Source organism: Saccharothrix longispora, from assembly GCF_030852425.1.
GTDB lineage: Bacteria > Actinomycetota > Actinomycetes > Mycobacteriales > Pseudonocardiaceae > Actinosynnema > Actinosynnema longispora.
In genome coordinates this window covers 163,550-183,111 of the sequence record NZ_NSDM01000005.1, presented here as the reverse complement: position 1 = coordinate 183,111, position 19,562 = coordinate 163,550, and the positions used below count along the sequence as shown (strand labels likewise).

Sequence of the window (19,562 nt, the reverse complement as noted above, 5' to 3'; positions counted from 1 at the left end):
CGTGACGAGCGAGCTGCCGGGGCACGGTGCGAGCGCCCCCCGAGAGGTGAACACCGGCGTCGAGGCCCAGTTGGACAAGGCGGCCGAGGAGGTGGCCCGGCGCTTCGGCGAACGCGTCGACCACGACGTGGTGCGGCAGGCGATCGGCGACGCCTACGGGCGGTTGGCCCGCAGGTCCCGGTTCGTCGGGTTCCTGCCGCCGGTCGACGCGCGGTCGGACTGGCAGGACGCCGAGCACCGCCCGGTCGCCTGAACCGCCGCCCGCACGCCGACCCCGGTCAGACCGACTCGGGTGTGGCGGTCGCCCGTTCGGTCAGGTCCCCGCGGTCGCGCCGCCGGTCCAGGCGGTCGAACAGCGAGAGCACCGGTGTCGCCATGGTGGTCGTCACCAGGGCCACCACGACCAGGGCGCTGAACAGCGCCGGGGTGACGATGCCCGCCGCGAGCCCCACGTTGAGCGCGATGAGCTGCATGAGGCCGCGGGCGTTCATCAGCGCCCCCACCCGCAGCGCCACCGACCGCGGTTCGCCCGCCGCCCGCGCGGCCAGCCAGCAGGCGCCGAACTTCCCCAGGATCGCCACGGCGACGCACGCCGCGGTGAACAGCAGCAGCGACCCGCTGCCCAGCAGCGCGAAGTCGGTGTTCAGCCCCGAGTAGGTGAAGAACAGGGGCAGGAACAGCGCGCCGACCGGCGTCAGCGCGCCCACCGCGCGGTCCAGCCGCTCCGAGCGCGGGAACACGACGCCGAGGCTGAACGCGCCGAACACGGCGTACAGGCCGATCGTGTCGGTGTACCAGGCGGCGACGAACAGCACCGCCACCACGACCAGCAGCAGGTTCTCCGGGGTGAGCCGCTCGGCCAGCCGCACGGCGTGCCCCCGCGACCGCAGCACCAGCACCAGCGCGCCGAGCAGCAGCACCGAACCGCCCAACGCGATGGCCACCGGACCGGCGTCGCCGGTGGCCATGCCGAGCACCCCGGCCAGCAGCACCCAGGCGACCGCGTCGTCCACCGCGCCCGCGCCCAGCGAGAGGGCGCCGAAGCGGGTCTCCTGGAGGCCGCGCTCGGTGATGATGCGCGCCAGCATCGGGAACGCGGTGATGGCCAGGGCCACCCCGACGAACAGCGCGGACACCGCCAGCGGCACGTCGTCGGGGAACACGTCGGCGCGGCCGTCGGCGAACCACGTCAGCGCGCCGCCCAGCAGCAGCGGCACCACGATGCCCGCCAGCGAGATCAGCCCGGCGGGCCGGGCCACGCCGCGCACCCGGTCGAGGCGGAACTCCCAGCCCGCGCGGAACATGAACGCCACGAGGCCGATCTGCCCCACGACGTAGAGGACCGGGCGCAGCTCGGTGGGGAACAGCCCGGCCTCGACGTCTGGCAGCAGCGCGCCCAGGACCGAGGGGCCGAGCACGACGCCGGCGACCATCTCGCCGACCACGGGCGGTTGGCCCGCGGCGCGCAGCAGCCGGCCGACGAGGCGGCAGGTGAACAGGACGACCACGACCGCGAGGAAGAACGCGGGGGCAAGTTCGGTGGGGGTCAACGCGCCTCCAGGATCAGGGGACCAGCGGGCAGCGCCCGACGTGGTCGGTGTCGGGAGCGGCGGGGGCGTCGGTGGCGGGGGCAGCGGCGGGGGCGTCGGCGCGGTCGAAGTAGCGGCCCGCCAGGCGCAGGCGGCGGGCGTCGAGCACCATCGCGGTGCCCAGCACGAGCTGCGCCAGGCTTCGCGCCACGTCCTCCCACGCGTCGCGCAGCCGCACGAACAGCCGCAGCGCCGGCAGCACGCCCGGCCCCGGCGCGGCCCCCCGCGGCACGAGCAGGCACGGCGCCCGGTGCGGGATGGACCTGGTGTGCGAGGCGGTGGTCTCCAGGTGGAAGCGGCGCAGCACCTCGCGGGCGCAGGCGCGCAGCGCCAGCGGCGCCAACCGCCACGCCGGGCACGGGCGGTTGGCCGCCACCCCGAACGGGATGTGGTGGGCGTCCCGGGCGGACAGCGCCTCCCAGCGGTCGGGGTCGAACTCGTCGGGCCGGTCGTAGCCGGTGGCGTGGTAGTCCGGGTAGCTGAAGCACACCACCGCCCCGGCGGGCAGGGACGTCTCCTCGTCCAGCCGCACCTCGCCGGTGGTGACGCGGTGGGCGATGCCGAACAGCGGGTACATCCGCAGCACCTCGTCCAGCACGTGGTCGAGGTAGCGGTCGTCGTCGGGGTCGTCCACCAGTCGCCGCTGCACGTCGGGGTGCCGGGCGATCGCGAGCAGCAGGTGGGCCGTCGCCTCGGACATCTGCACCACGGCGGTGTTGAAGAACGTGCCCTGGAGGTAGTGGACCCGCTCGGCCGTGCCCAGCGACGCGGGCAGGTCGTGCGGCACGTCGCCCGCCTCGACCCGGGCCGCCAGGTAGCGGGTGAGGCGGGCCCGGCGGCGCGGGTGGCGCAGGCCGGTGCACTTGAGCGAGGTGACGACGTCGTGGGCGTGGCCCACGATCAGGTCGCGGGCGTGCGGCGGGCACGGTTCGCGGAACACCAGCTCGTGGAAGTACGTCGCCCACACCGGCATCACCAGGTCGCGCAGCCGCACCAGGCTCACCCGGTCGTCGGGCAGGGCGTCCAGCGCGGCGGACGTGGCGCGCGCGGCGGCCTCGGCCAGCGGCCCGGACGCGCCCGCGACGATCCGGCGGGTGGTGCGCGCGACGTCGTCGTAGCGCGGGCCGTCCTCCAGGTGCTCCTGGTGCACCTCGGGGCCGGGGGAGAGCCAGTACCAGAACAGGTCGGACAGGCCCGCGCCGCGGCTGCGGCCGTTGGCGGCCGGGTCGGCGTAGACGCGCTCGAACACCTCGGGCCCGTGCCGGTCGTTCGGCAGCACCACCACGTGGTCGCCGTTGACCAGCTCGAAGACCTTGACGCGCAGCGCCACGACGCGCCGAGGCAGCCACCGGGGCGCGCTGAGCACCGCGGCCGCGGCGGCCAGCAGGGGGAGCGCCCTCACCGCGCACCGCCGCGGCGCACCACCAGGTCCGGGGCCAGGTCGGCGTTGCCGCGCGCCCCGCACAGCGCGAGCGCGTGGTCGTACTCGTCCAGCAGTTCCTCCAGCACCTGCCGCACGCCCGCCTCGCCACCGGCCGCGAGGCCCCACACCACGGGCCGGCCGACGCCCACCGCGGTCGCGCCCAGCGCCAGCGACACGGCCACGTCGGTGCCGCGCCGCACCCCGCCGTCGAGCAGCACGGGCACCCGCCCGTCGACCGCCGCCACCACGGCGGGCAGGGCGTCCACGGCGGCGGGCACGGCGTCGCACTGCCGCCCGCCGTGGTTGGACACCACGACCCCGTCCGCGCCGCGCTCCACGGCCAGGCGCGCGTCGGCGGGGTGCAGCACGCCCTTGAGCAGGACCGGCAGCGCCGTCGCCTCCCGCAGCCGGGCCAGGTCGTCCCAGGACAGCGCGGGCGACATGGCGATGTCCCGGGTGCGGCCCGGCGGTCCGCCGGGCAGGTCGCGCATGTTCTCCGCGGCGTAGCCGGGCGGCAGGTCCGTGAAGCCGTTGCGCAGGTCCCGTTCGCGCCGCCCGAACACCGGCGAGTCGACGGTGACCACCAGGGCGGTGCACCCGGCGCGCTCGGCGCGGCGCACCAGGCACTCGGTGACCTCGGGCTCGGGCTGGAGGTAGAGCTGGAACCACACGGCGGCGCCGGGGTCCGCGGCGCGGGCGGCGGCGGCCACCTCGGCGACCGCCGTGGTGGCCGCCATCCCGGTGACCAGCACGACGCCCGTGCGTGCGGCGGCCCGCGCGGTGGCCAGCTCGCCGTCCGGGTGGGCGAGGCGGTGGAACGCGGTCGGCGCGACCAGCACCGGCGCCGCGCCGGGCGCGCCGGGCAGGTCGACGGCGGTGTCGCGGACGGCGCTGCCGCGCAGCACCCTCGGCAGCAGCGCGAGCCGGTCGAAGGCGCGCTCGTTGTCTGCCACCACCCGCTCCCGCCCGGCGCCGCCCGCGACGTAGTCGTGGAACGCCGGGTCGAGCACGTCGCGCGCCCGGTCGCGCGCGGCGGCGAGCACCCCGGTCACGCCCGGACCACGCCGGGGGAGTCCACGCCGGGGGAGTCCGCGCCGGGGGAGTCCGCGACGGGCGGGTCCGCGACGGGCGAGCCGAAGTGGGACTCCAGGAAGGCGCGCAGCGGGGCGCGGTGCACGGCCTCGCCGTCCCACTCGTTCTCCAGGTTCTCGGTCATGTGGTGCTCGCCGACGATCTCGCCGCCCCGGTGGACCCGCACCACCGGGTGCAGGTAGCGGCCGTCGAGCCCTTGCACGTCGTCCTGGGACTTGCGGCCGGCGGTGACGTCGAACGGATCGACCGCGTCGTGGTCCTCGCCGTACTCCAGGGTGATCACGGCGTGCGCGGCGACCTCGCCGAAGTCCCCGCGCGGCACGGCGACCCGCGCGTGGTCCACGGGCAGTTCCTCCGCGTAGCGCAGCCGCCCGTCCGGCCCGGCCAGCAGCACGTCGCCGAGGAAGGCGAACTGCTGCCACAGCGCCGAGCTGGTGTTGACCCGGCGGACCACCTCGTCCACGGCCGCGCCGACCTGGTCGCCGAGGTCGGTGGTGGGCCAGTCGACGCCGTGGTGGCGCTGCTCCAGGATGCGGTGCAGGGCGCGCACGCCGTAGCGGAAACCGTGGATGAAACCGCTGGTCGACTTCTTGAAGTCGCGGACCTGGGTGATCGTCCCGGCGAAGTGCAGATCGGGCACGTCCACCGACTCCCAGGTCTCGGTCTGGGCCGGGAAACGATCGTCGATGGTGAGTCGCGGACGGCACTCGGGGGCGAAGATCGACGCGTCGAACCGGAATCCGGTGGCCAGGATGACCCGGTCGTAGCGGATTTCCTTGACGACCTCGTCCACGCGTTCGAACACGACCTGCACGTGGTAGCCGTCGACATCCCGTCGAATCCGCTTCACCCGACCGTCGAGGACCGCGTTCTGCGTTTTGAGCTGATACGTGTCGAGGAAGTTGTTGTTCACCGCGCGCAGGTGGCCGACGAAGTGGGTGCGCCACGCCAGGCGCAGCGAGCCCGCGCCGGCCACGTGGATGACCGCGGCGGTCTCGATCAGGTTGTCGGCGGTCTCGAACGCGGAGTTGCCCCGGCCGACGATGAGCACCCGCTGGTCGGTGAAGTCGGCGGGGTCGGTGGTGACCGTGTCGTAGCGCTCGGCCAGCTCCGCGCCCTCGAAGTCGGGCACGTTGGGCAGCGAGACGCCGGTGGCGACGATGAGCCGCTTCGCCCGGAAGGTGTTCCCGTGCTGGTCACGGGCCTCGAAGAGGTCGGGTCGGGTGATTTCGACGAGCCGGGTGTCGTACCGGGCGGCGATGTCGTGGGCGGCCGCGAAGTCGGCCAGGTAGCCCACCATCTCGTCGGCGGGCGGGAAGTAGCGCGGGGTGCGCGCGGTGAACAGCGGCGCCCGCTCCTCGGACAGCAGGGAGTTCCAGTCCATGCGCAGCCGCAGTTCCGGGTCGTCCCACCCGGTGTGCACCTTGTTGCTGGAGATCAGCGTGCGGTGCCGGGGGAAGCGGGTGAAGAACGTCCCGGGCGCCGCACCCGATTCCACCACCAGGTAGCTGCGCCCGGCGCGGGCGAGGAAATACCCGGCCTGCAACCCCGCCGGACCCGCGCCGATCACCAGGTACTCGAACTCCTCCGTGCTGGGCACCGGAATGCTCCTCTCGTCCGACGGGCATTTTCGGCGGCTGGTTGAGACTTAAACAACGTCTTGGGAAATGCTCAATGTGATCTGGGTCACCTACTTTTGGGGTAGTCCGAATTCTCATGGAGGAACAGTAATCGTGCTCCGAACGGTCGCACTGGATGTCGAGACGCTGTCGATTCCGCCGAATCGCCCGGCCGGGTGGTAGTGAGTCGTCCGGAGATTCGGAGGCCCCATGTCGGAAGAGTCCGTTTTCCCCCAGGCGCTGCTCGACGAACTGGCCCGCGACCCGGCCGCCCCCGCGGTCGAGCGCGGCCCGCGCACCACCACCCGCGGCGAACTGCTCGACCTCGTCCGGCGGACCGCCGCCGCCCTGCGCGACGCCGGCGCCGGACCCGGCCGGGGCGTGGCCCTCGCCACCGGCGTGACCGCGGAAGGGCTCGCCGCCCAGGTCGCCGCGCACGTGCTGGGCTGCCGCGTCGTCGGGGTGCGGCCCGCCGTGCCCCCCGCGCACCTGCCGCACGTGCTGGGCGACGTGGACGTGCTGGTGGTCGACGCCGGGACCGACGACCCGGCCCTGCGCGGCGCGGCCGGGGCGGCGCGCGTCGTGGTGCTGGAGCACGACCTGCCCGCCGACGGCGACGACCCCGTGCCCGCGGGCCGGCCGGACGACGTGGCCCTGGTGGTCTCCACCAGCGGCAGCACCGGCGTGCCCAAGGGCGCCGCCTTCACCTACGCCGCGCTGACCGGGCACTGGTCGTGGCAACCGGCGCGGTGGACCGACCGCACGCGGGCGCTGGCCGCGGGCTACGGCCGGTTCCTGCTGTTCGGCACCCTCGCCAGCGCCGTCGTGTTCGAGCACCTGGCGCTGTGCCTGCTCACCGGCGGCACGGCGGTGGTCCCCGAGGGGCCGCCCGACCTGCCGCGCGACTTCGGGCGGCTGCGCGCCACCGCGTGCCTGCTCACCGTCCCGAGGCTGCACCGCCTCCTCGACACCGCGAGCCCCGACGACCTGACCACCCTGCGCGTGCTGCTGGTGGCCGGGTCGCCGCTGGCGCCGCACCGGTTCGCCCAGGCGGTCGAGCTGCTGGGCGACGTGGTGCACCACGGCTACGGCCAGACCGAGCTGGGCATGGTGTCGCTGCTGACCGCCGAGGACGTGCGGCGGCACCCCGGCGCCCTCGCGTCCGTGGGCCGGCCGTGGGCCGGGGTGGAGGTGCGGGTCGTCGACGAGGACGGCGCCGACGTGCCGCCGGGCGCCACCGGGGAGGTCGTGGTGCGCACCGCCAACGCCTTCCTCGGGTACTGGCGCGACCCGGACCGCACCGCCGAGGTCGTGCGCGACGGCTGGGTCCGCACCCGCGACCTCGGCCGGCTCGACGGGGACGGCTTCCTGCACCTGACCGGGCGGGCCCGCGACGTGGTGATCGTCAACGCGGTCCTGCACTACGTGGGCCCGATCGAGAAGGTCCTCGTGTCGCACCCGGACGTCGACCAGGCGTACGTCGTCGGCGCGCCCGACGAGCGCACCGGTGAAGCGGCGCACGCGTTCGTCGTCCCCCGCGCGGGCGCCTCGCCCGACGGCGCCGCGCTGCGCGCCCTGGTCGCCGTCGAACTGGGCCCCGACGCCGTGCCCGCGACCGTGACGACCGTCGCGGAGGTGCCGATCGCGCCCAGCGGCAAACCGGACAAGCGGGCGCTGCTGGCGCTCCGGCCCGAAGCGGTGAGGGGGGTTTGACGGCGCGACCGGGAGGTACCTGCCGGTGGTGACCGGAGCCACCGCATGACCGCTCCGTCCGCGTGGGCACCGCTGCGCCGCACCGCGTACCGCGCGCTGTGGCTGGCCCAGTTCGCCTCCAACACCGGCACGTGGGCGCAGACCGTGGGCGCGCAGTGGCTGATGGGCGACCTCGGCGGCAGCACCTTCCAGGTCGCGCTGGTCCAGGCGGCCACCACGCTGCCGGTGTTCCTGCTCGTCGTGCCGTCGGGCGCGATCGGCGACATCCTCGACCGGCGCCGCGTGCTGATGTCCGGCCAGGCGATGATGCTGGCCGGCGCTGCGGCGCTGGCGGCGCTGGCCGCGAGCGGTGCGGCCACGCCGGTGACGCTGCTGGCGCTCATCGCGCTGATGGGCACCGGTCAGGCCCTGTCCATGCCGTCGTTCCAGGCGATCCAGCCGGAGCTGGTGCCGCGCGCCGAGATCCCGCAGGCGGCGCTCCTCAACGGCGTGAACATGAACGTGGGCCGCGCGATCGGACCGGCGCTGGGCGGCTTCCTGATCGCGGCGGCCGGACCGGCGGCGGCGTTCGCGTTCAACACCGCGTCCTTCCTCGGCGTGCTGGTGGTGCTGTGGCGGTGGCGGCGGCCGTCCGACCACCGCCCGCTGGGCGCCGAGCACGTCGTCACCGCCGTGCGCACCGGCGCGCGGTACGTCCGCAGCTCGCCGCTGTTCTCCCGCGTCCTGGTGCGGTGCGTGCTGTTCGTCGTGTTCGGCAGCGGGCTGTGGGCACTGCTGCCCGCCGTCGCGCGCGGCCCGCTGGGCCTCGGCGCGGGTGGGTACGGCGTGCTGCTCGGCGGTGTCGGGGCCGGGGCGATCGGCGGCGCGTTCGTGGTGCCCCGGCTGCTGCGCCGGATCGGGAAGAACACGCTGATCACCGTGGCGACCTGCGCGTACGGGGTGTCGACGGCGGTCGCCGGGCTCACCACCGCGGTCGCGGTGGCCATCCCGGCGATGCTGGTGGCGGGAGCGGCGTGGATCGCCGTGCTGTCCACGCTCAACGCGACCGCGCAGGTGTTGCTCCCGGCCTGGACGAGGGCACGCGCGCTGGCCTACTACCAGCTCGTGCTGATGGGCGGGCAGGCGTTCGGCGCGGTGGTGTGGGGCGCGCTCGGCGGCGTGCTGGGCGTGGGCGCCGCGATGGTCGTCCCGGCCGCGGCGATGGTGCTGGTGGTGCTCGTCGCGGCCCGCCTGCTGCCGCTGACCGACCGGGAGGTGGACACCTCGCCCGCGAGCCTGTGGGACGCGCCACCGGAGATCGCCGACACCGCCGCCGGACCCGTGCTGGTGACCGTGGAGTGGCGGGTCCCGGCGGATCGGGTCGCGGCGTTCACCGAGGCGATGCGCAAGGTCGGCCGGTCCCGCCGGAGGACCGGGGCGACCCTGTGGGGCCTGTTCCGCGACTCGGAGGACCCCGGGCTGCACCTGGAGGCGTTCACCGTCGACACGTGGCACGAGCACCTGCGCCAGCACCTCGAACGCGGCACCGCCGTCGACGTCGCCGTGGAGGCGGCGGCCCGGGAGCTGGCCGCCGGGCCGCCGAGGGTGCGCCACCTGCTGTGGGCGCGGTCCCACGTGGACGGACCCCACGAAGACGGACCCGGCGGCACACCGCCGGCCGCCTGATCGGGCCCGCGCTCACGCGTCGCCGGCCACGCCCTGTCCGCCGTGCGGGACGGGCTCCTCCTCGGAGGACGTGGGGGTGCGGTGCAGCAGGCCGTCCTCGTGCTCGGCGTACTGGCCGGTGTGCGACAGCGGCGAGTACGCGTGCCCGGCGCCGGTGGGGTCCTCGCCCAGAAGCCCAGGTGCTCGTCGGCGAACACGTCGGTGCAGGTGCGCTGCTCGGTGGTGCGCTCCAGGTCGTCCTCCCACAGCTCGGGGCACTTGGCGACGGCCTCGGCGATCCGGGCCGGCTCGTCGGGGGAACCGTCCCGGTGGGTCGAACGGCAGTTCACGGCTCATCGGACGTACCTCCCCGATCGTCGATCAGCTCCGTGGGCCGTGGACAACCGTGATCGGACCACTCGAACGGGACCGGCGACGAATCGAACGGGAGTGACGACGGATCAAACAGGATCGACGACGAACCCGCTGCGCACCTTGGCGGGCACCCGCCGCAGCGAGATGGCGAGGTCCTGGTCGGGCACCCGGTAGTCGGTCGCGGCCAGGCGCATCACGAGGGTTTCGAGCAGGCCGACGGTGGCGCCCTCGCCGGGGCAGCGGTGACCGGTGGCCGGGTCGCCCCCGCCCTGCGGGATCAGGTCGAACGCCCCGATCGGCCGGTCCGCGAACCGCTCCGGGCGGAACGCGTACGGGTCGTCCCACGTGGCGGGGTCGTGGTTCCGGCCGTAGACGTCCAGCAGCACCAGCGCGCCCTTCGGGATGGGCTCGCCGCGCCACATCAGGTCCCGCACCGCCCGGCCGCCCAGGAAGGGCGCGAAGGGGTAGAAGCGGCGGATCTCGTGCGTGGAGGCGCGGGCGGCCCCGGTGTCGCCGGAGGCCAGGGGCTGCCGGTGCGCGGGCCACCGGTGCAGGGCGTGCGCGGCGAAGGAGACGAACCAGCACACGGCGACGGTCGGGCGCACCACGTTGAGCAGCTCCACGGCGGCCAGGCGCGGTTCGAGCGGTTCGCCGTGCTCGTCGCGGTGCCGCGCCACCTGCTCCAGGGCCGACCCCGGCGGAACCGGCACGGAGCCGGCCCGCGCCTCCTCGACCACCCCGGCCAGCCACGCCTCCCGCCTGCCGCGCGCCCGCCGCGCCCGCCAGTGGCGGGGGCCGAGCGTGGCGAACCCGTCGACCATCGAGGTGAGGTCGCGGGCGAGCGGGGCCACCTCCCGGTCCTCCAGCGGCACACCCGCCCACCGGCACACGCCCCTGGTGAGCACCCGGCTCGCCGCGTCGAACAGCACCTCGTGCCGCCCGGAACCCCAGGCCGCGACCTCCGCGTCCCACGCGTCCGCCACCGACCGCGTGAGGTCGGCGACGGCGTGGGGGGTGAGCACCGACAGGAACAACGACTTGCGCCGGCGGTGGGCGTCGCCGTCGAGGGTGTGCACGGCGTCGTGGCCGAACAGCGTGCTCTGCACCGGGCCGGGGATCGCGGTCTGCCGCCGGACGTGGTCCTCGTCGTAGAAGAACCGCGTCGCGTCCTCGCCGCACAGGCCCACCGCCCGCTGCCCGAGCACCCGCGTGCGGGCCACGCCGTTCGGCGCGGCCCTGCGCAGCCCGGGCAGCCAGGTGTAGCCCTGCGCCGCCACGATCGCCGTCTCGTCCAGCAGTGGTGCGGTTCGCCGTGACATGGACTGCCGGGTGCCCGATCGGCGGCCGGCCAAACGGGAGCACCCGACGATCGGGTCACGCGCCACATGCGCAGCCGGCGAGCCGGGCGCGACCCCGGGGCAGGGGTCACGCCCGGTTTCCGCCGTCGTCAGCCGTTGTCGGGGTCGACGTTCGAGTAGTCGGCGAGACCGACGCTGCCGGTCGGGTTCGCCTCGGGGTGCGCCGACCCGCTGTCGCTGCGCCCCGGGATGCCGTCGCCCTCGTCGTCCAGCGGGCCCGAGGCCTGCTCGTCCAGCGGGGCGCGGCTCACGTCGTCGTAGTCCTGTCCCGGTGCGTTCCCGCGCTCGTCGTCCGTGCCGGGCGGCTACCCGGAGCACCACGGCACGAACGGGTCGACTTCCGCCCGGGGATCAGCTCGTCACCCGGAACGTCGCGTCCGCCCGCCCCACCGCGTCCGTGATCGGGTCGAGCCGCAGCTGGTACGAGTAGTGCCTGATGTACCGGTCCGGGTGGTTGTAGGACTGGAACGACGCCCACGACGCCGAAGCCAGCCCGGCCACCTGCCGGAACGTCGCGTCACCGCGGAACGTCGCCGTGCCGTCGTCGGCGGCCAGCACGAAGTCGAACCCGTAGTGCCGCAGGTAGTGGCCCGGGTGGTTGACCGACTGGAACGACACGGTCCCCGACCCGGCGAGGCCCGGCACCACGCGGAACTGCGAGTCCTGCACCGGGCTCACGTTCGGGTCGATGCGCACGTCGAAGTTCGAGTGGCGCACGTACCGGTCCTGGTGGGTGTAGGACTGGATGCGGTTGACGGGCGTGGTGGCGCCCCACCTGGCCAGGACGCGGCCCTCCTCGGCGGCGGTCAGGTTGAGGATCGACCCGTGGCGCTTGCGCGTGCCGCCCAGCGAGTAGTCGGTGCGGGTGGCGAAGTTCCGCGTGCTGCCCAGGTTCGCCGACGTGATCGGCATGTACCCGCGGCCGGTCGCGTACTGGTCCAGCCACAGCGCCCACTCGGACCGGCCGTTGAACTTCATCCACATCGGACCCTCCACCACGTTGCCCCCGGTGGCCCCGTTGGAGATGCCCATGTGCGACAGGTTGCCGATGGTGGTCCACGAGCCCAGGACCGAGTTGCTGCCCTCCACGGTGATGTGGCCGTCGGCGGAGGCGCGGAAGTAGCGGTACCCGCCCACGCCGCCGGGGGACTCGACGATCTGGGTGTCGATGATGCCCTGGCCCGCGCCCCGGTCGATGTAGAGCACCGGTGGGCCGACCGTGCGGAAGTCCCGCGTGCGCGCGTAGTAGATCCGGTGCTTCTTCACGCCGTCGACCGTCGCGTTGGTCGCCCAGTAGACGACGTAGTCGCCGGACGTCGGGTCGTGGATCGCCTCCGGGGCCCACGCGTTGCCCGCGCCGGGGATGCCGCCCGCGACGTTCAGCAGGCGCGGCGCGGACCAGTTCACCAGGTCGGTGGACTCCCAGACCACCAACGATTTGCTGCCGTTGTTCGCCGCGTCCGACCACGACGTGCCGCTCGCGATGCGCAGGTCCGTCGCGATGATCCAGTACCGGTCGCCCGCGGGGGAGCGGACCAGGGCGGGGTCCCGCACACCGCGCGTGCCCACGGTGGACAGCAGCACGGGCGCGCCGTTGTTCAGGTCGGTCCAGCGCAGCCCGTCACGGCTGTGCGCCAGGTACAGCTGCTCGCCGTTCGCGTGCTCGCCGGTGAAGTGGGCCATCAGGTAGCCGGTGAACGGCTCCGCCGCCGACGCGCGTTCGGCGGTCGTCACCGACCAGGACGTGAACAGCAGGGCCACGGCGGCGACCAGCGCGCCGAACCTCGTCAGTGCTCGTGACACGGGTGATCTCCCTTGATCACGGGGTGGGCACGATCGGGGCGATGGTGCCGTCGGCGTTGAACGCCACGCGGTCGATCGCCACCTCGCGGTTGGTGCCGTCGCCGGCGGGCACGGCGAACCGGTGGTAGGCCGCGTACCAGGTGTCGGTGCCCGGTGCGCGCACCACCGAGTGGTGGCCGGGACCCTTGACGCCGACCTCCAGGCGCTTGCCGAGCACGACGCCGCGCTTGGTCCACGGCCCGAGCGGCGACGGGCCGGTCGCGTAGGCGACGCGGTAGTCCTCGTCGCGGGTGTCGTTCTCCGACCACATGAAGTAGTAGGTGCCGGCGCGCTCGAGCACGAACGTCGCCTCGCGGTAGCCGCTCGGGGTGATCGTGCGCACCGCCGCCGGGTCGAACGACACCATGTCCGCGTTCAGCGGCACGACGTGCGCGGCCCCGTTGCCCCAGTACAGGTAGGACCGCCCGTCGTCGTCGGTGAACACCATCGGGTCGATGGCCTGCCCGGCGTACGCCCCGGCGCGGACCAGCGGCCTGCCCAGGGCGTCGCGGAACGGGCCGGTGGGGGAGTCGGACACCGCCACGCCCAGGTGCTTCCCGGTGTCGCCGGACGCCGCGCCGCCGCTGAAGTACAGGTAGTACCGGCCGTTCTTCGCCACCACGGCCGGTGCCCACGCGGAGTCGTCCGCCCACGACACGTCCGGGCGGAGGTCGAGCACGACGCCGTGGTCGGTCCAGTCCACCAGGTCGGCGGAGGAGAACGCCTTGTAGTACGGCGCGGCCCAGCCCGCGTAGCCGTCCGTCGTCGGGTAGAGGTAGTAGCGGCCGCCGAAGTGCGCGATGTGCGGGTCGGCGTACAGGCCCGGGATCACCGGCCCCCTGGTGGACTTCGGCGTCCACGGCGCGGTGAGCCGGAACGAGCTGTCGGCGCGGAACTGCGCGGTGTCCTGGACCGGGTCCACCCACAGCTCGTGGTCGCGGTGCCGCAGCCGCCGGGTCGGGTGGCCGAGCGGGGTCAGCGACACCGAACCGGTCGCCGACCCGGCGACGGCGCAGAACGTCGCGTCCTCGCGGAACCGCGCGGTGCCCGTGTTCGCCTCCAGGCGCAGGCGCCAGTCCCGGTGGCGCAGGAACATCCCGTTGGCGGCCTGGAAGGAGTGGCACGACGGCGAGGCGAGCCCGGACGTGACGGTGACCGTCGCGTCCAGCTTGACCTGCGCGGAAGCGGCGGCCGTCACGGCGTCGAGCCGGCCCAGGTAGTCGGCGTGCCGGACGTACCGCCCGGGCAGGTTGACCGACTCCAGCGACCGCGCGCCGGTGGGCAGGGTGACGGCGTGGGCGGTCCCCGGCAGGGTGAGCGAGGCGGCGAGGACGAGGAGCGACACCGCGCAGGCACGTGCTCGTCGGGCCATGGTCTGCTCCGATCTGCGGTGGTCGGGGCGGCGGGGCACGTATTGTTAGCGTTAACAACCAGACTCGTCGAGCACCCGTCGGCGGCGAGTGGGGTGGCTCACATTGGTAACGCGTCACGGTCGGCCTTGTCAACGGGGACCGGTGTTAGCGATAACGCCCTGGACCGCGTCCCGGTACCGCGTCGCGTCGTCGTCGGTCCAGTCGGGCGGCGCGAGGATGTGGGCCCACGCCTCGGCCGACTCCGCCGGCCCGTAGTGGTGCCCCCGCCCCGGCGGCAGGTCGGTGGCGAACACCAGGTCCGTCGTGAGCTGCCAGAAGGTGATGGCGGGCAACCAGGTCATCTGCGGGCTCACGTCGGGCGCGCGCGGTTCGGCCAACCAGTCCGGTCGGCGCGTGAGCAGTTGCGGCGACCGCCAGACGACGGGGTCGGTGGCGTGCTGGAGGTAGACCACGCGACCGTCGCCGGGCCCGTCCAGGTCGTCGGGGGAGTCGGCGAACCGGACGTGCGCGCGGTCATGTCCTGCACGCCGCTGAACGCCGCCTGCCCGCCGAACGCGCCCAGGCTCTCGCCGAACACGACGAGCGCGGGCCTCCGGTCGGCCGGTCGGCGCTCCCACGCGGCGTACACCCGTTCGAACAGCGCCGCGCCCGCCGCCCGCGGGCTGTCCCGGTCCGCGACGAACGCCGCCCAACTGGGCAGCTAGGAGTACTGGAGGGCGGCGATCGCGGTGTCGCCGCCGGCGACGTGCTCCAGCGACTCGGCGGCCGACGGGTCGACCCAGCCGGTGCCGGTGGTGGTGGCGACGGCGAGGACGGCCCGGTCGAACGCCCCGGTGCGCTCCAGTTCGGCGACGACGAGCGCGGCGACCCCGCCGAGGGAGCCGGCCGAGGACAGGCCGCCGTAGACGCGGATGGGCGTCGGGGCCGGGCGCCCGGTGAACGCGCTCAGCTCGGCGGCGGTGGGTCCGCCCGCCACGAAGGCGCGACCCTCCCGGCCCAGCGTCTCCCAGCCCACCGGCGAGTGCGGCGACCCCGAGCGCTCCGGCGCGGTCGGGCGCACGACGCCGGGTGCGTCACCCCGGTCGGCGGTGGCGGCGATCCGGTCGACCACCATCAGGAAACCGTTGACCAGGGCACCGTCGACGAACAGGACGGCGGCCACCGCCACCACCGCGGCGGAGGCCAGGCGGGCGACCCGGCCCGGCACGAACCGGGCGGCGAAGGCGGCCACCCGCCGTGACGCGGCCCGCAGCGCCCGGCCGGTCTCCCGCAGGCCCAGCGCGACCACCAGCGCGACCACCGGCACCAGGCCGTAGTAGGACCGCTGGTCGGGCCGCACGCCGACCAGTTCGCGCACCTGGTCCTGCCAGTGCGCGCCCAGGACCAGTGCCGCCGGCACCCGGACCGCGGCGGTGGCGGTGAGCGCGGCGTCCCCGCGCCGCCGCGCCGCGACCGACCACCCGGGGCGGAACCCGAGCCGGCGGGTCAGCCGCGCCGCGGCCGAGCCGAGCAGGTAGCCCGTCGCCGTGCAGAGGCCGGTGGCCACGCCCTGGAGGTACCGCGGGCGGGGCAGCAGCGAGGGCGTCATCGACCAGGCGAAGAACACCAGCGCGAACACCAGGCCGACGCTGCCGAACGTGCGGCGGTAGTGGACGAGCGCACGGCGGACCGGGTGCGGACGCGGCGCGTGCGGCGCTTCGGCGGGTGCCGCGATGACGACCTCCCCGTGCGCCGAGGGGCCCGTGTGCCGAGCGCCCGGCCGCATCGTAGGGCCGGTCGTCGGCGACCGCCCACCTCCCGGTCGCCCGGTCGGCCCTCGTCCGCGCTCACCGGTCCGCTGCCGATTTTCGTCACTTGGGGTGGATGTCCGGTCACGACGCGCTGCCGGGCGGGTGCCGCGCGATGATGGGCCGATGGACACCGACACACCGTCCCGGGTGCCGGGCGACCGCCTGCGGCCGACCTCCCGGCGGGAGCAGGCGGAGGCCACCCGCGCGCTGCTCCTGCGCACCGCCGAGCGCCTCTTCGCCGAGTTCGGGCTCGCGCAGGTCTCCAACCGCCAGATCGTCGAGGCCGCCGGGCAGGCCAACAACTCGGCGCTGACCTACCACATCGGCACCCGCGCCGACCTGCTGGACGCCATCGCCCGCGCGCACGCCGAGCCGATCGCCCGGCGCACGCGCGAGATGGTCGAGGCCGCGCGCGGCTCCACCCGTCCGCGCGACCACGTGGCCAGCCTCGTGCTGCCCTACACCGAGCACCTGGCCGCGCTGGGCAACCCCAGCTGGTTCGCCCGGTTCACCGCCCAGACCTCGACCGACCCGGCGTACTCGGCCGGTCCGCGCTCGGAGCTGGTGCTGGGACCGCGCTACCAGGAGGGCCTGGCCGCCGTGTGGGAGCACGCCCCCGACCTGCCGCCGCGCGAGGCGGCGCTGCGCGGCCGGACGATGCGCCTCGCGGTCATCCACACCTGCGCGGAGCAGGAGCGCGCCGCCGCCGACTCCGGTACGCCCGCCGACTGGGCGCTCGTGGGCGGTGCGCTCACCGACGCCGTCACCGGCCTCCTGCTCGCGCCTCGCCACCCGCGCTAGGCGGGCGGTCCCGCGAACAGCGCCCGGGCCGCGGCCTCCCACTCCCGGACCAGGTCGGTCGTCCCGGGGGAGCGCAGCCACTGGATCTGGAGGCCGTCCATCATCGCGGTGATCTGCCTGGCCAGGGACCCCGGGGTGTCGGTGACGTCCTTGGCCAGGTCGGTGAAGACGGCCACGATCCGGTCCTGCCGGGCCGCGAAGTAGTCGTGCGCGGGGTGGCTCGGCGCCAGCGACTCCGCCTCGAGCACGGCGAACAGCCGCACGATCTCCGGTTGCGACGCGTTGCGCCGCACCAGCGCCGAGCACATCCGCCGCAGGTCCACCCCGGTGAGGTCGTCGGGGTGGCCGAGTTCGGCGGCGAGCGTGCGGGCGTCCTCGGCGTCGCGGTGCTCCAGGACCGCGACCAGCAGCCCGTTCTTCGACCCGACGTGGTGCAGCAGGCCGGGGACGGTGAGCCCGCAGCCGTCGGCGACGTCCTGCATCGACAGGCCCCGGAAGCCGCGCTCGGCGATCAGCCGGGTGGTCACCTCGACGATCTGCCGCCGCCGCCGGGCCGCGGGCAGGCGCGACCTGTCGCGCCGGGGCGGCTCACCACCCGCCACGTGCGCCTCCTCGTCCCGCCGGGCCGTCCGGTCGGGGCCAGGGTAGCGTCGGACCTGGTACCTAGTAGGTGCTAGGTAACGTGGAGGGAGCACCGTGAGCACCGACGACCGGCTGTCCCACCTGTCCGCGGCGGAGAAGGCCGCGCTGACCGGCGGCGGCGACTTCTGGCACACCGCCGCCGTCGCGGGCGTCCCCGCGATCACCCTCACCGACGGGCCGCACGGCGTCCGCCTGCAGCGCGCGGGCGACGACGCCGGCCTGCTCGACAGCGAGCCGGCCACCTGTTTCCCGCCGGCCGTCGCGCTCGGCTCGACCTGGGACCCCGAGCTGGTCCACCGGGTCGGCGCGGCGCTCGGCGAGGAGGCGCGCGCGATGGGCGTGTCGGTCCTGCTCGGTCCCGGCGTCAACCTCAAGCGCACGCCGCTCGGCGGGCGCAACTTCGAGTACTACGCCGAGGACCCGCTGCTCACCGGCGTCCTCGCGGTGGAGTGGGTGCGCGGCCTCCAGGGCCGGGGCGTCGGCGCGTCGCTCAAGCACTTCGCGGTCAACAGCCAGGAGACCGACCGCATGCGGGTGAGCGCCGACGTCGACGAGCGGACGCTGCGCGAGGTGTACCTGCGGGCGTTCCGGCGGGTCGTGCGCGAGGCGCGGCCGTGGACCGTGATGTGCGCGTACAACAAGGTCAACGGCGTCCACGCGTCCGAGCACCGGTGGCTGCTCACCGAGGTGCTGCGCGACGAGTGGGGCTTCGACGGCCTGGTCGTGTCCGACTGGGGCGCGGTGGTCGACCGCGTCGCCGCCGTGCGGGCCGGGCTCGACCTGACCATGCCCGGCCCCGACACCGCGGGCGACGAAGCCCTCGTGCGAGCCGTGGAGGACGGCGCGCTCGACCCCGCCGCGCTCGACACCGCCGCGCTCGACACCGCCGCCGCCCGCGTGCTCGCCCTCGTCGACCGGGCGGTCGCCGGGGCCGACCCGGGCGCGACCTACGACGTCGACGCGCACCACGCCCTGGCCCGGGAGGCGGCGAGCCGCGCCGTCGTGCTGCTCAGGAACGAGGGCGGCCTGCTGCCGCTGCCCCGCGAGGGCGCGTCGGTCGCGGTCATCGGCGAGCACGCCCGGACCCCGCGCTACCAGGGCGGTGGCAGCTCCCGGGTCACCCCCACCCGGTTGGACGACGCGCTGGCGGAGATCACCGCGCTGACCACCGCGCCGGTCGTCTTCGCCGCCGGCTACGCGCTCGACGGTGACGACGACGGGTCGCTCGCCGCCGAGGCGGTCGAGACCGCGCGGGCCGCCGACGTGGCCGTGGTGTTCATCGGCACCGCGGAGGAGACCGAGGGGCGCGACCGCGACTCGCTCGACCTGCCGCCCGCCCGGGTGGCCCTCGTCGAACGGGTCGTCGCCGCCAACCCGAGGACCGTGGTCGTGCTGTCCAACGGCGCCGTCGTGCGCACCGCTCCCTGGGACCGCGCCGTGCCCGCCCTGGTGGAGGCCTGGCTGCTCGGCCAGGCAGGCGGCGGCGCGGTCGCCGACGTGCTGTTCGGCGTGGTCAACCCGTCGGGGCGGCTCGCCGAGACCATCCCGCTCGCGCTCGCCGACCACCCCTCCCACCTGGACTTCCCGGGCGAGGCCGGGCACGTCCGCTACGGCGAGGGCCTGCACGTCGGCCACCGGGGGTTCGACGCGCGCGGCCAGGAGGTCGCCTACCCGTTCGGGTTCGGCCTGTCCTACACCACCTTCTCCTACGGCGCGGCGACGGCGTCCGAGGTCGACGGCGGCGTGGAGGTGCGGGTGCCGGTCACGAACGACGGCGACCGGGACGGTCGCGAGGTCGTCCAGGTGTACGGGAGCGTCCTGGGGTCGGCGGTGCGCCGCGTGCCGCGCGAGCTGAAGGGCTTCGCCTGCGTCGAGATCCCGGCCGGGCGGACCGCGGAGGTCGTGGTGCGCGTGCCGCGCGCCGACCTGGAGCACTGGGACCCGCGCCTGGGGCGGTGGGTCGTCGAGGGCGGCGAGCACGTGTTCGAGGTCGGCGCGTCGTCGCGCGACCTGCGCACGGCCGTGGCGGTCGTGGTCGGGGGCGACGACACCAGGGTGCCGCTCACCGCCGACTCGACGCTCGGCGAGTGGCGGGCCGACCCGAGGGGCGCCGAGGTGCTGGAGCAGGCGTTCGCCGAGAGCGGTGGCGGGCTGGGGGTGCTCGCCGACCCGCAGGTCTCCGCGTTCCTCGGCAGCCTGCCGCTGAGCAGGCTCGGCGCGTTCCCGGGCAGCCCGTTCGACGCCGGGGTGGTCGCGGAGCTGGTCGCGCGGGTCGAGTCGTGAGCCGCGGCGCGCCCGCTG

15 protein-coding genes and 1 pseudogene are annotated in these 19,562 nt (G+C 75.1%); 5 read left to right on the top strand and 11 right to left on the bottom strand.

Going from position 1 to position 19,562, the window contains the following annotated elements; genetic code table 11:
* Nucleotide 1: 1 nt before the first annotated feature.
* A complete protein-coding gene (locus tag CKY47_RS13945) occupies nt 2-253 on the top strand; it encodes a hypothetical protein (protein WP_306746190.1) in 252 nt (83 codons plus the stop codon).
* A 25-nt stretch (nt 254-278) separates the two neighbouring features.
* Here CKY47_RS13945 and CKY47_RS13940 read toward each other — a convergent pair whose 3' ends face one another.
* From CKY47_RS13940 to CKY47_RS13925, 4 genes are read right to left on the bottom strand one after another with little or no spacing between them, the layout of a single operon-like run.
* On the bottom strand, nt 279-1,550 hold the full coding sequence (locus tag CKY47_RS13940; RefSeq protein WP_306746189.1) for a cation:proton antiporter: 1,272 nt from the start codon (nt 1,548-1,550) through the stop codon (nt 279-281).
* A 13-nt stretch (nt 1,551-1,563) separates the two neighbouring features.
* Nucleotides 1,564-2,991 carry a cytochrome P450 gene (locus tag CKY47_RS13935; protein WP_306746188.1) on the bottom strand — a complete coding sequence of 476 codons (1,428 nt, stop codon included), beginning with the start codon at nt 2,989-2,991 and terminating at the stop codon, nt 1,564-1,566.
* Complete coding sequence (locus CKY47_RS13930) at nt 2,988-4,064, bottom strand: alpha-hydroxy acid oxidase (protein WP_306746187.1); 1,077 nt, start codon at nt 4,062-4,064, stop codon at nt 2,988-2,990. Before CKY47_RS13930 ends, CKY47_RS13935 begins: the two co-directional genes overlap by 4 nt.
* Nucleotides 4,061-5,704, bottom strand: a complete 1,644-nt coding sequence (locus CKY47_RS13925) for an NAD(P)-binding domain-containing protein (protein WP_306746186.1) — start codon at nt 5,702-5,704, stop codon at nt 4,061-4,063. Before CKY47_RS13925 ends, CKY47_RS13930 begins: the two co-directional genes overlap by 4 nt.
* Nucleotides 5,705-5,933: 229 nt before the next feature.
* On the opposite strand from CKY47_RS13925, the gene CKY47_RS13920 reads away from it, so the two are divergent.
* Complete coding sequence (locus CKY47_RS13920) at nt 5,934-7,436, top strand: class I adenylate-forming enzyme family protein (protein WP_306746185.1); 1,503 nt, start codon at nt 5,934-5,936, stop codon at nt 7,434-7,436.
* A gap of 45 nt (nt 7,437-7,481) precedes the next feature.
* A complete protein-coding gene (locus tag CKY47_RS13915; RefSeq protein WP_306746184.1) occupies nt 7,482-9,101 on the top strand; it encodes an MFS transporter in 1,620 nt (539 codons plus the stop codon).
* A gap of 12 nt (nt 9,102-9,113) precedes the next feature.
* Here CKY47_RS13915 and CKY47_RS13910 read toward each other — a convergent pair whose 3' ends face one another.
* The 6 genes and pseudogenes from CKY47_RS13910 to CKY47_RS13885 all read right to left on the bottom strand — a co-directional run bounded on the left by CKY47_RS13910 (nt 9,114) and on the right by CKY47_RS13885 (nt 15,616).
* On the bottom strand, nt 9,114-9,359 hold the full coding sequence (locus CKY47_RS13910; protein ID WP_306746182.1) for a hypothetical protein: 246 nt from the start codon (nt 9,357-9,359) through the stop codon (nt 9,114-9,116).
* Between the two features lie 182 nt (nt 9,360-9,541).
* Nucleotides 9,542-10,774, bottom strand: coding sequence for a cytochrome P450 (locus tag CKY47_RS13905; protein WP_306746181.1), 1,233 nt, complete (start codon nt 10,772-10,774; stop codon nt 9,542-9,544).
* Nucleotides 10,775-10,902: 128 nt separating this feature from the next.
* Nucleotides 10,903-11,064: a hypothetical protein gene (locus CKY47_RS13900; RefSeq protein ID WP_306746180.1), complete on the bottom strand. Its 162-nt coding sequence runs from the start codon at nt 11,062-11,064 to the stop codon at nt 10,903-10,905.
* A gap of 100 nt (nt 11,065-11,164) precedes the next feature.
* Nucleotides 11,165-12,616 carry a glycoside hydrolase family 43 protein gene (locus CKY47_RS13895; protein ID WP_306746179.1) on the bottom strand — a complete coding sequence of 484 codons (1,452 nt, stop codon included), beginning with the start codon at nt 12,614-12,616 and terminating at the stop codon, nt 11,165-11,167.
* 16 nt (nt 12,617-12,632) lie between these two features.
* Entirely contained in the window at nt 12,633-14,027 is a 1,395-nt protein-coding gene (locus CKY47_RS13890) for a family 43 glycosylhydrolase (protein WP_306746178.1), read from the bottom strand.
* Between the two features lie 129 nt (nt 14,028-14,156).
* A pseudogene (locus tag CKY47_RS13885) lies at nt 14,157-15,616 on the bottom strand (alpha/beta-hydrolase family protein).
* A gap of 325 nt (nt 15,617-15,941) precedes the next feature.
* Here CKY47_RS13885 and CKY47_RS13880 point away from each other — a divergent pair.
* Nucleotides 15,942-16,619 carry a TetR/AcrR family transcriptional regulator gene (locus tag CKY47_RS13880; RefSeq protein ID WP_306746177.1) on the top strand — a complete coding sequence of 226 codons (678 nt, stop codon included), beginning with the start codon at nt 15,942-15,944 and terminating at the stop codon, nt 16,617-16,619.
* Here CKY47_RS13880 and CKY47_RS13875 read toward each other — a convergent pair.
* The gene (locus CKY47_RS13875) at nt 16,616-17,221 is read right to left on the bottom strand and encodes a TetR/AcrR family transcriptional regulator (RefSeq protein ID WP_306746176.1); all 606 of its coding nucleotides are present in this window, start codon (nt 17,219-17,221) and stop codon (nt 16,616-16,618) included. The two genes, CKY47_RS13880 and CKY47_RS13875, sit on opposite strands and share 4 nt — an antisense overlap.
* A gap of 94 nt (nt 17,222-17,315) precedes the next feature.
* Between CKY47_RS13875 and CKY47_RS13870 the strand changes: the two genes are divergently transcribed.
* Nucleotides 17,316-19,544 carry a glycoside hydrolase family 3 C-terminal domain-containing protein gene (locus CKY47_RS13870; RefSeq protein WP_306746175.1) on the top strand — a complete coding sequence of 743 codons (2,229 nt, stop codon included), beginning with the start codon at nt 17,316-17,318 and terminating at the stop codon, nt 19,542-19,544.
* The last annotated feature ends 18 nt before the right edge of the window (nt 19,545-19,562 follow it).

What these genes read in the sequence shown, in the direction of transcription:
- CKY47_RS13920 (WP_306746185.1), top strand. Translation starts at nt 5,934, where the DNA reads ATGTCGGAAGAGTCCGTTTTCCCCCAGGCGCTGCTCGACGAACTGGCC.
- CKY47_RS13915 (WP_306746184.1), top strand. Translation starts at nt 7,482, where the DNA reads ATGACCGCTCCGTCCGCGTGGGCACCGCTGCGCCGCACCGCGTACCGC.
- CKY47_RS13905 (WP_306746181.1), bottom strand. Translation starts at nt 10,774, where the DNA reads ATGTCACGGCGAACCGCACCACTGCTGGACGAGACGGCGATCGTGGCG.
- CKY47_RS13890 (WP_306746178.1), bottom strand. Translation starts at nt 14,027, where the DNA reads ATGGCCCGACGAGCACGTGCCTGCGCGGTGTCGCTCCTCGTCCTCGCC.
- CKY47_RS13880 (WP_306746177.1), top strand. Translation starts at nt 15,942, where the DNA reads ATGGACACCGACACACCGTCCCGGGTGCCGGGCGACCGCCTGCGGCCG.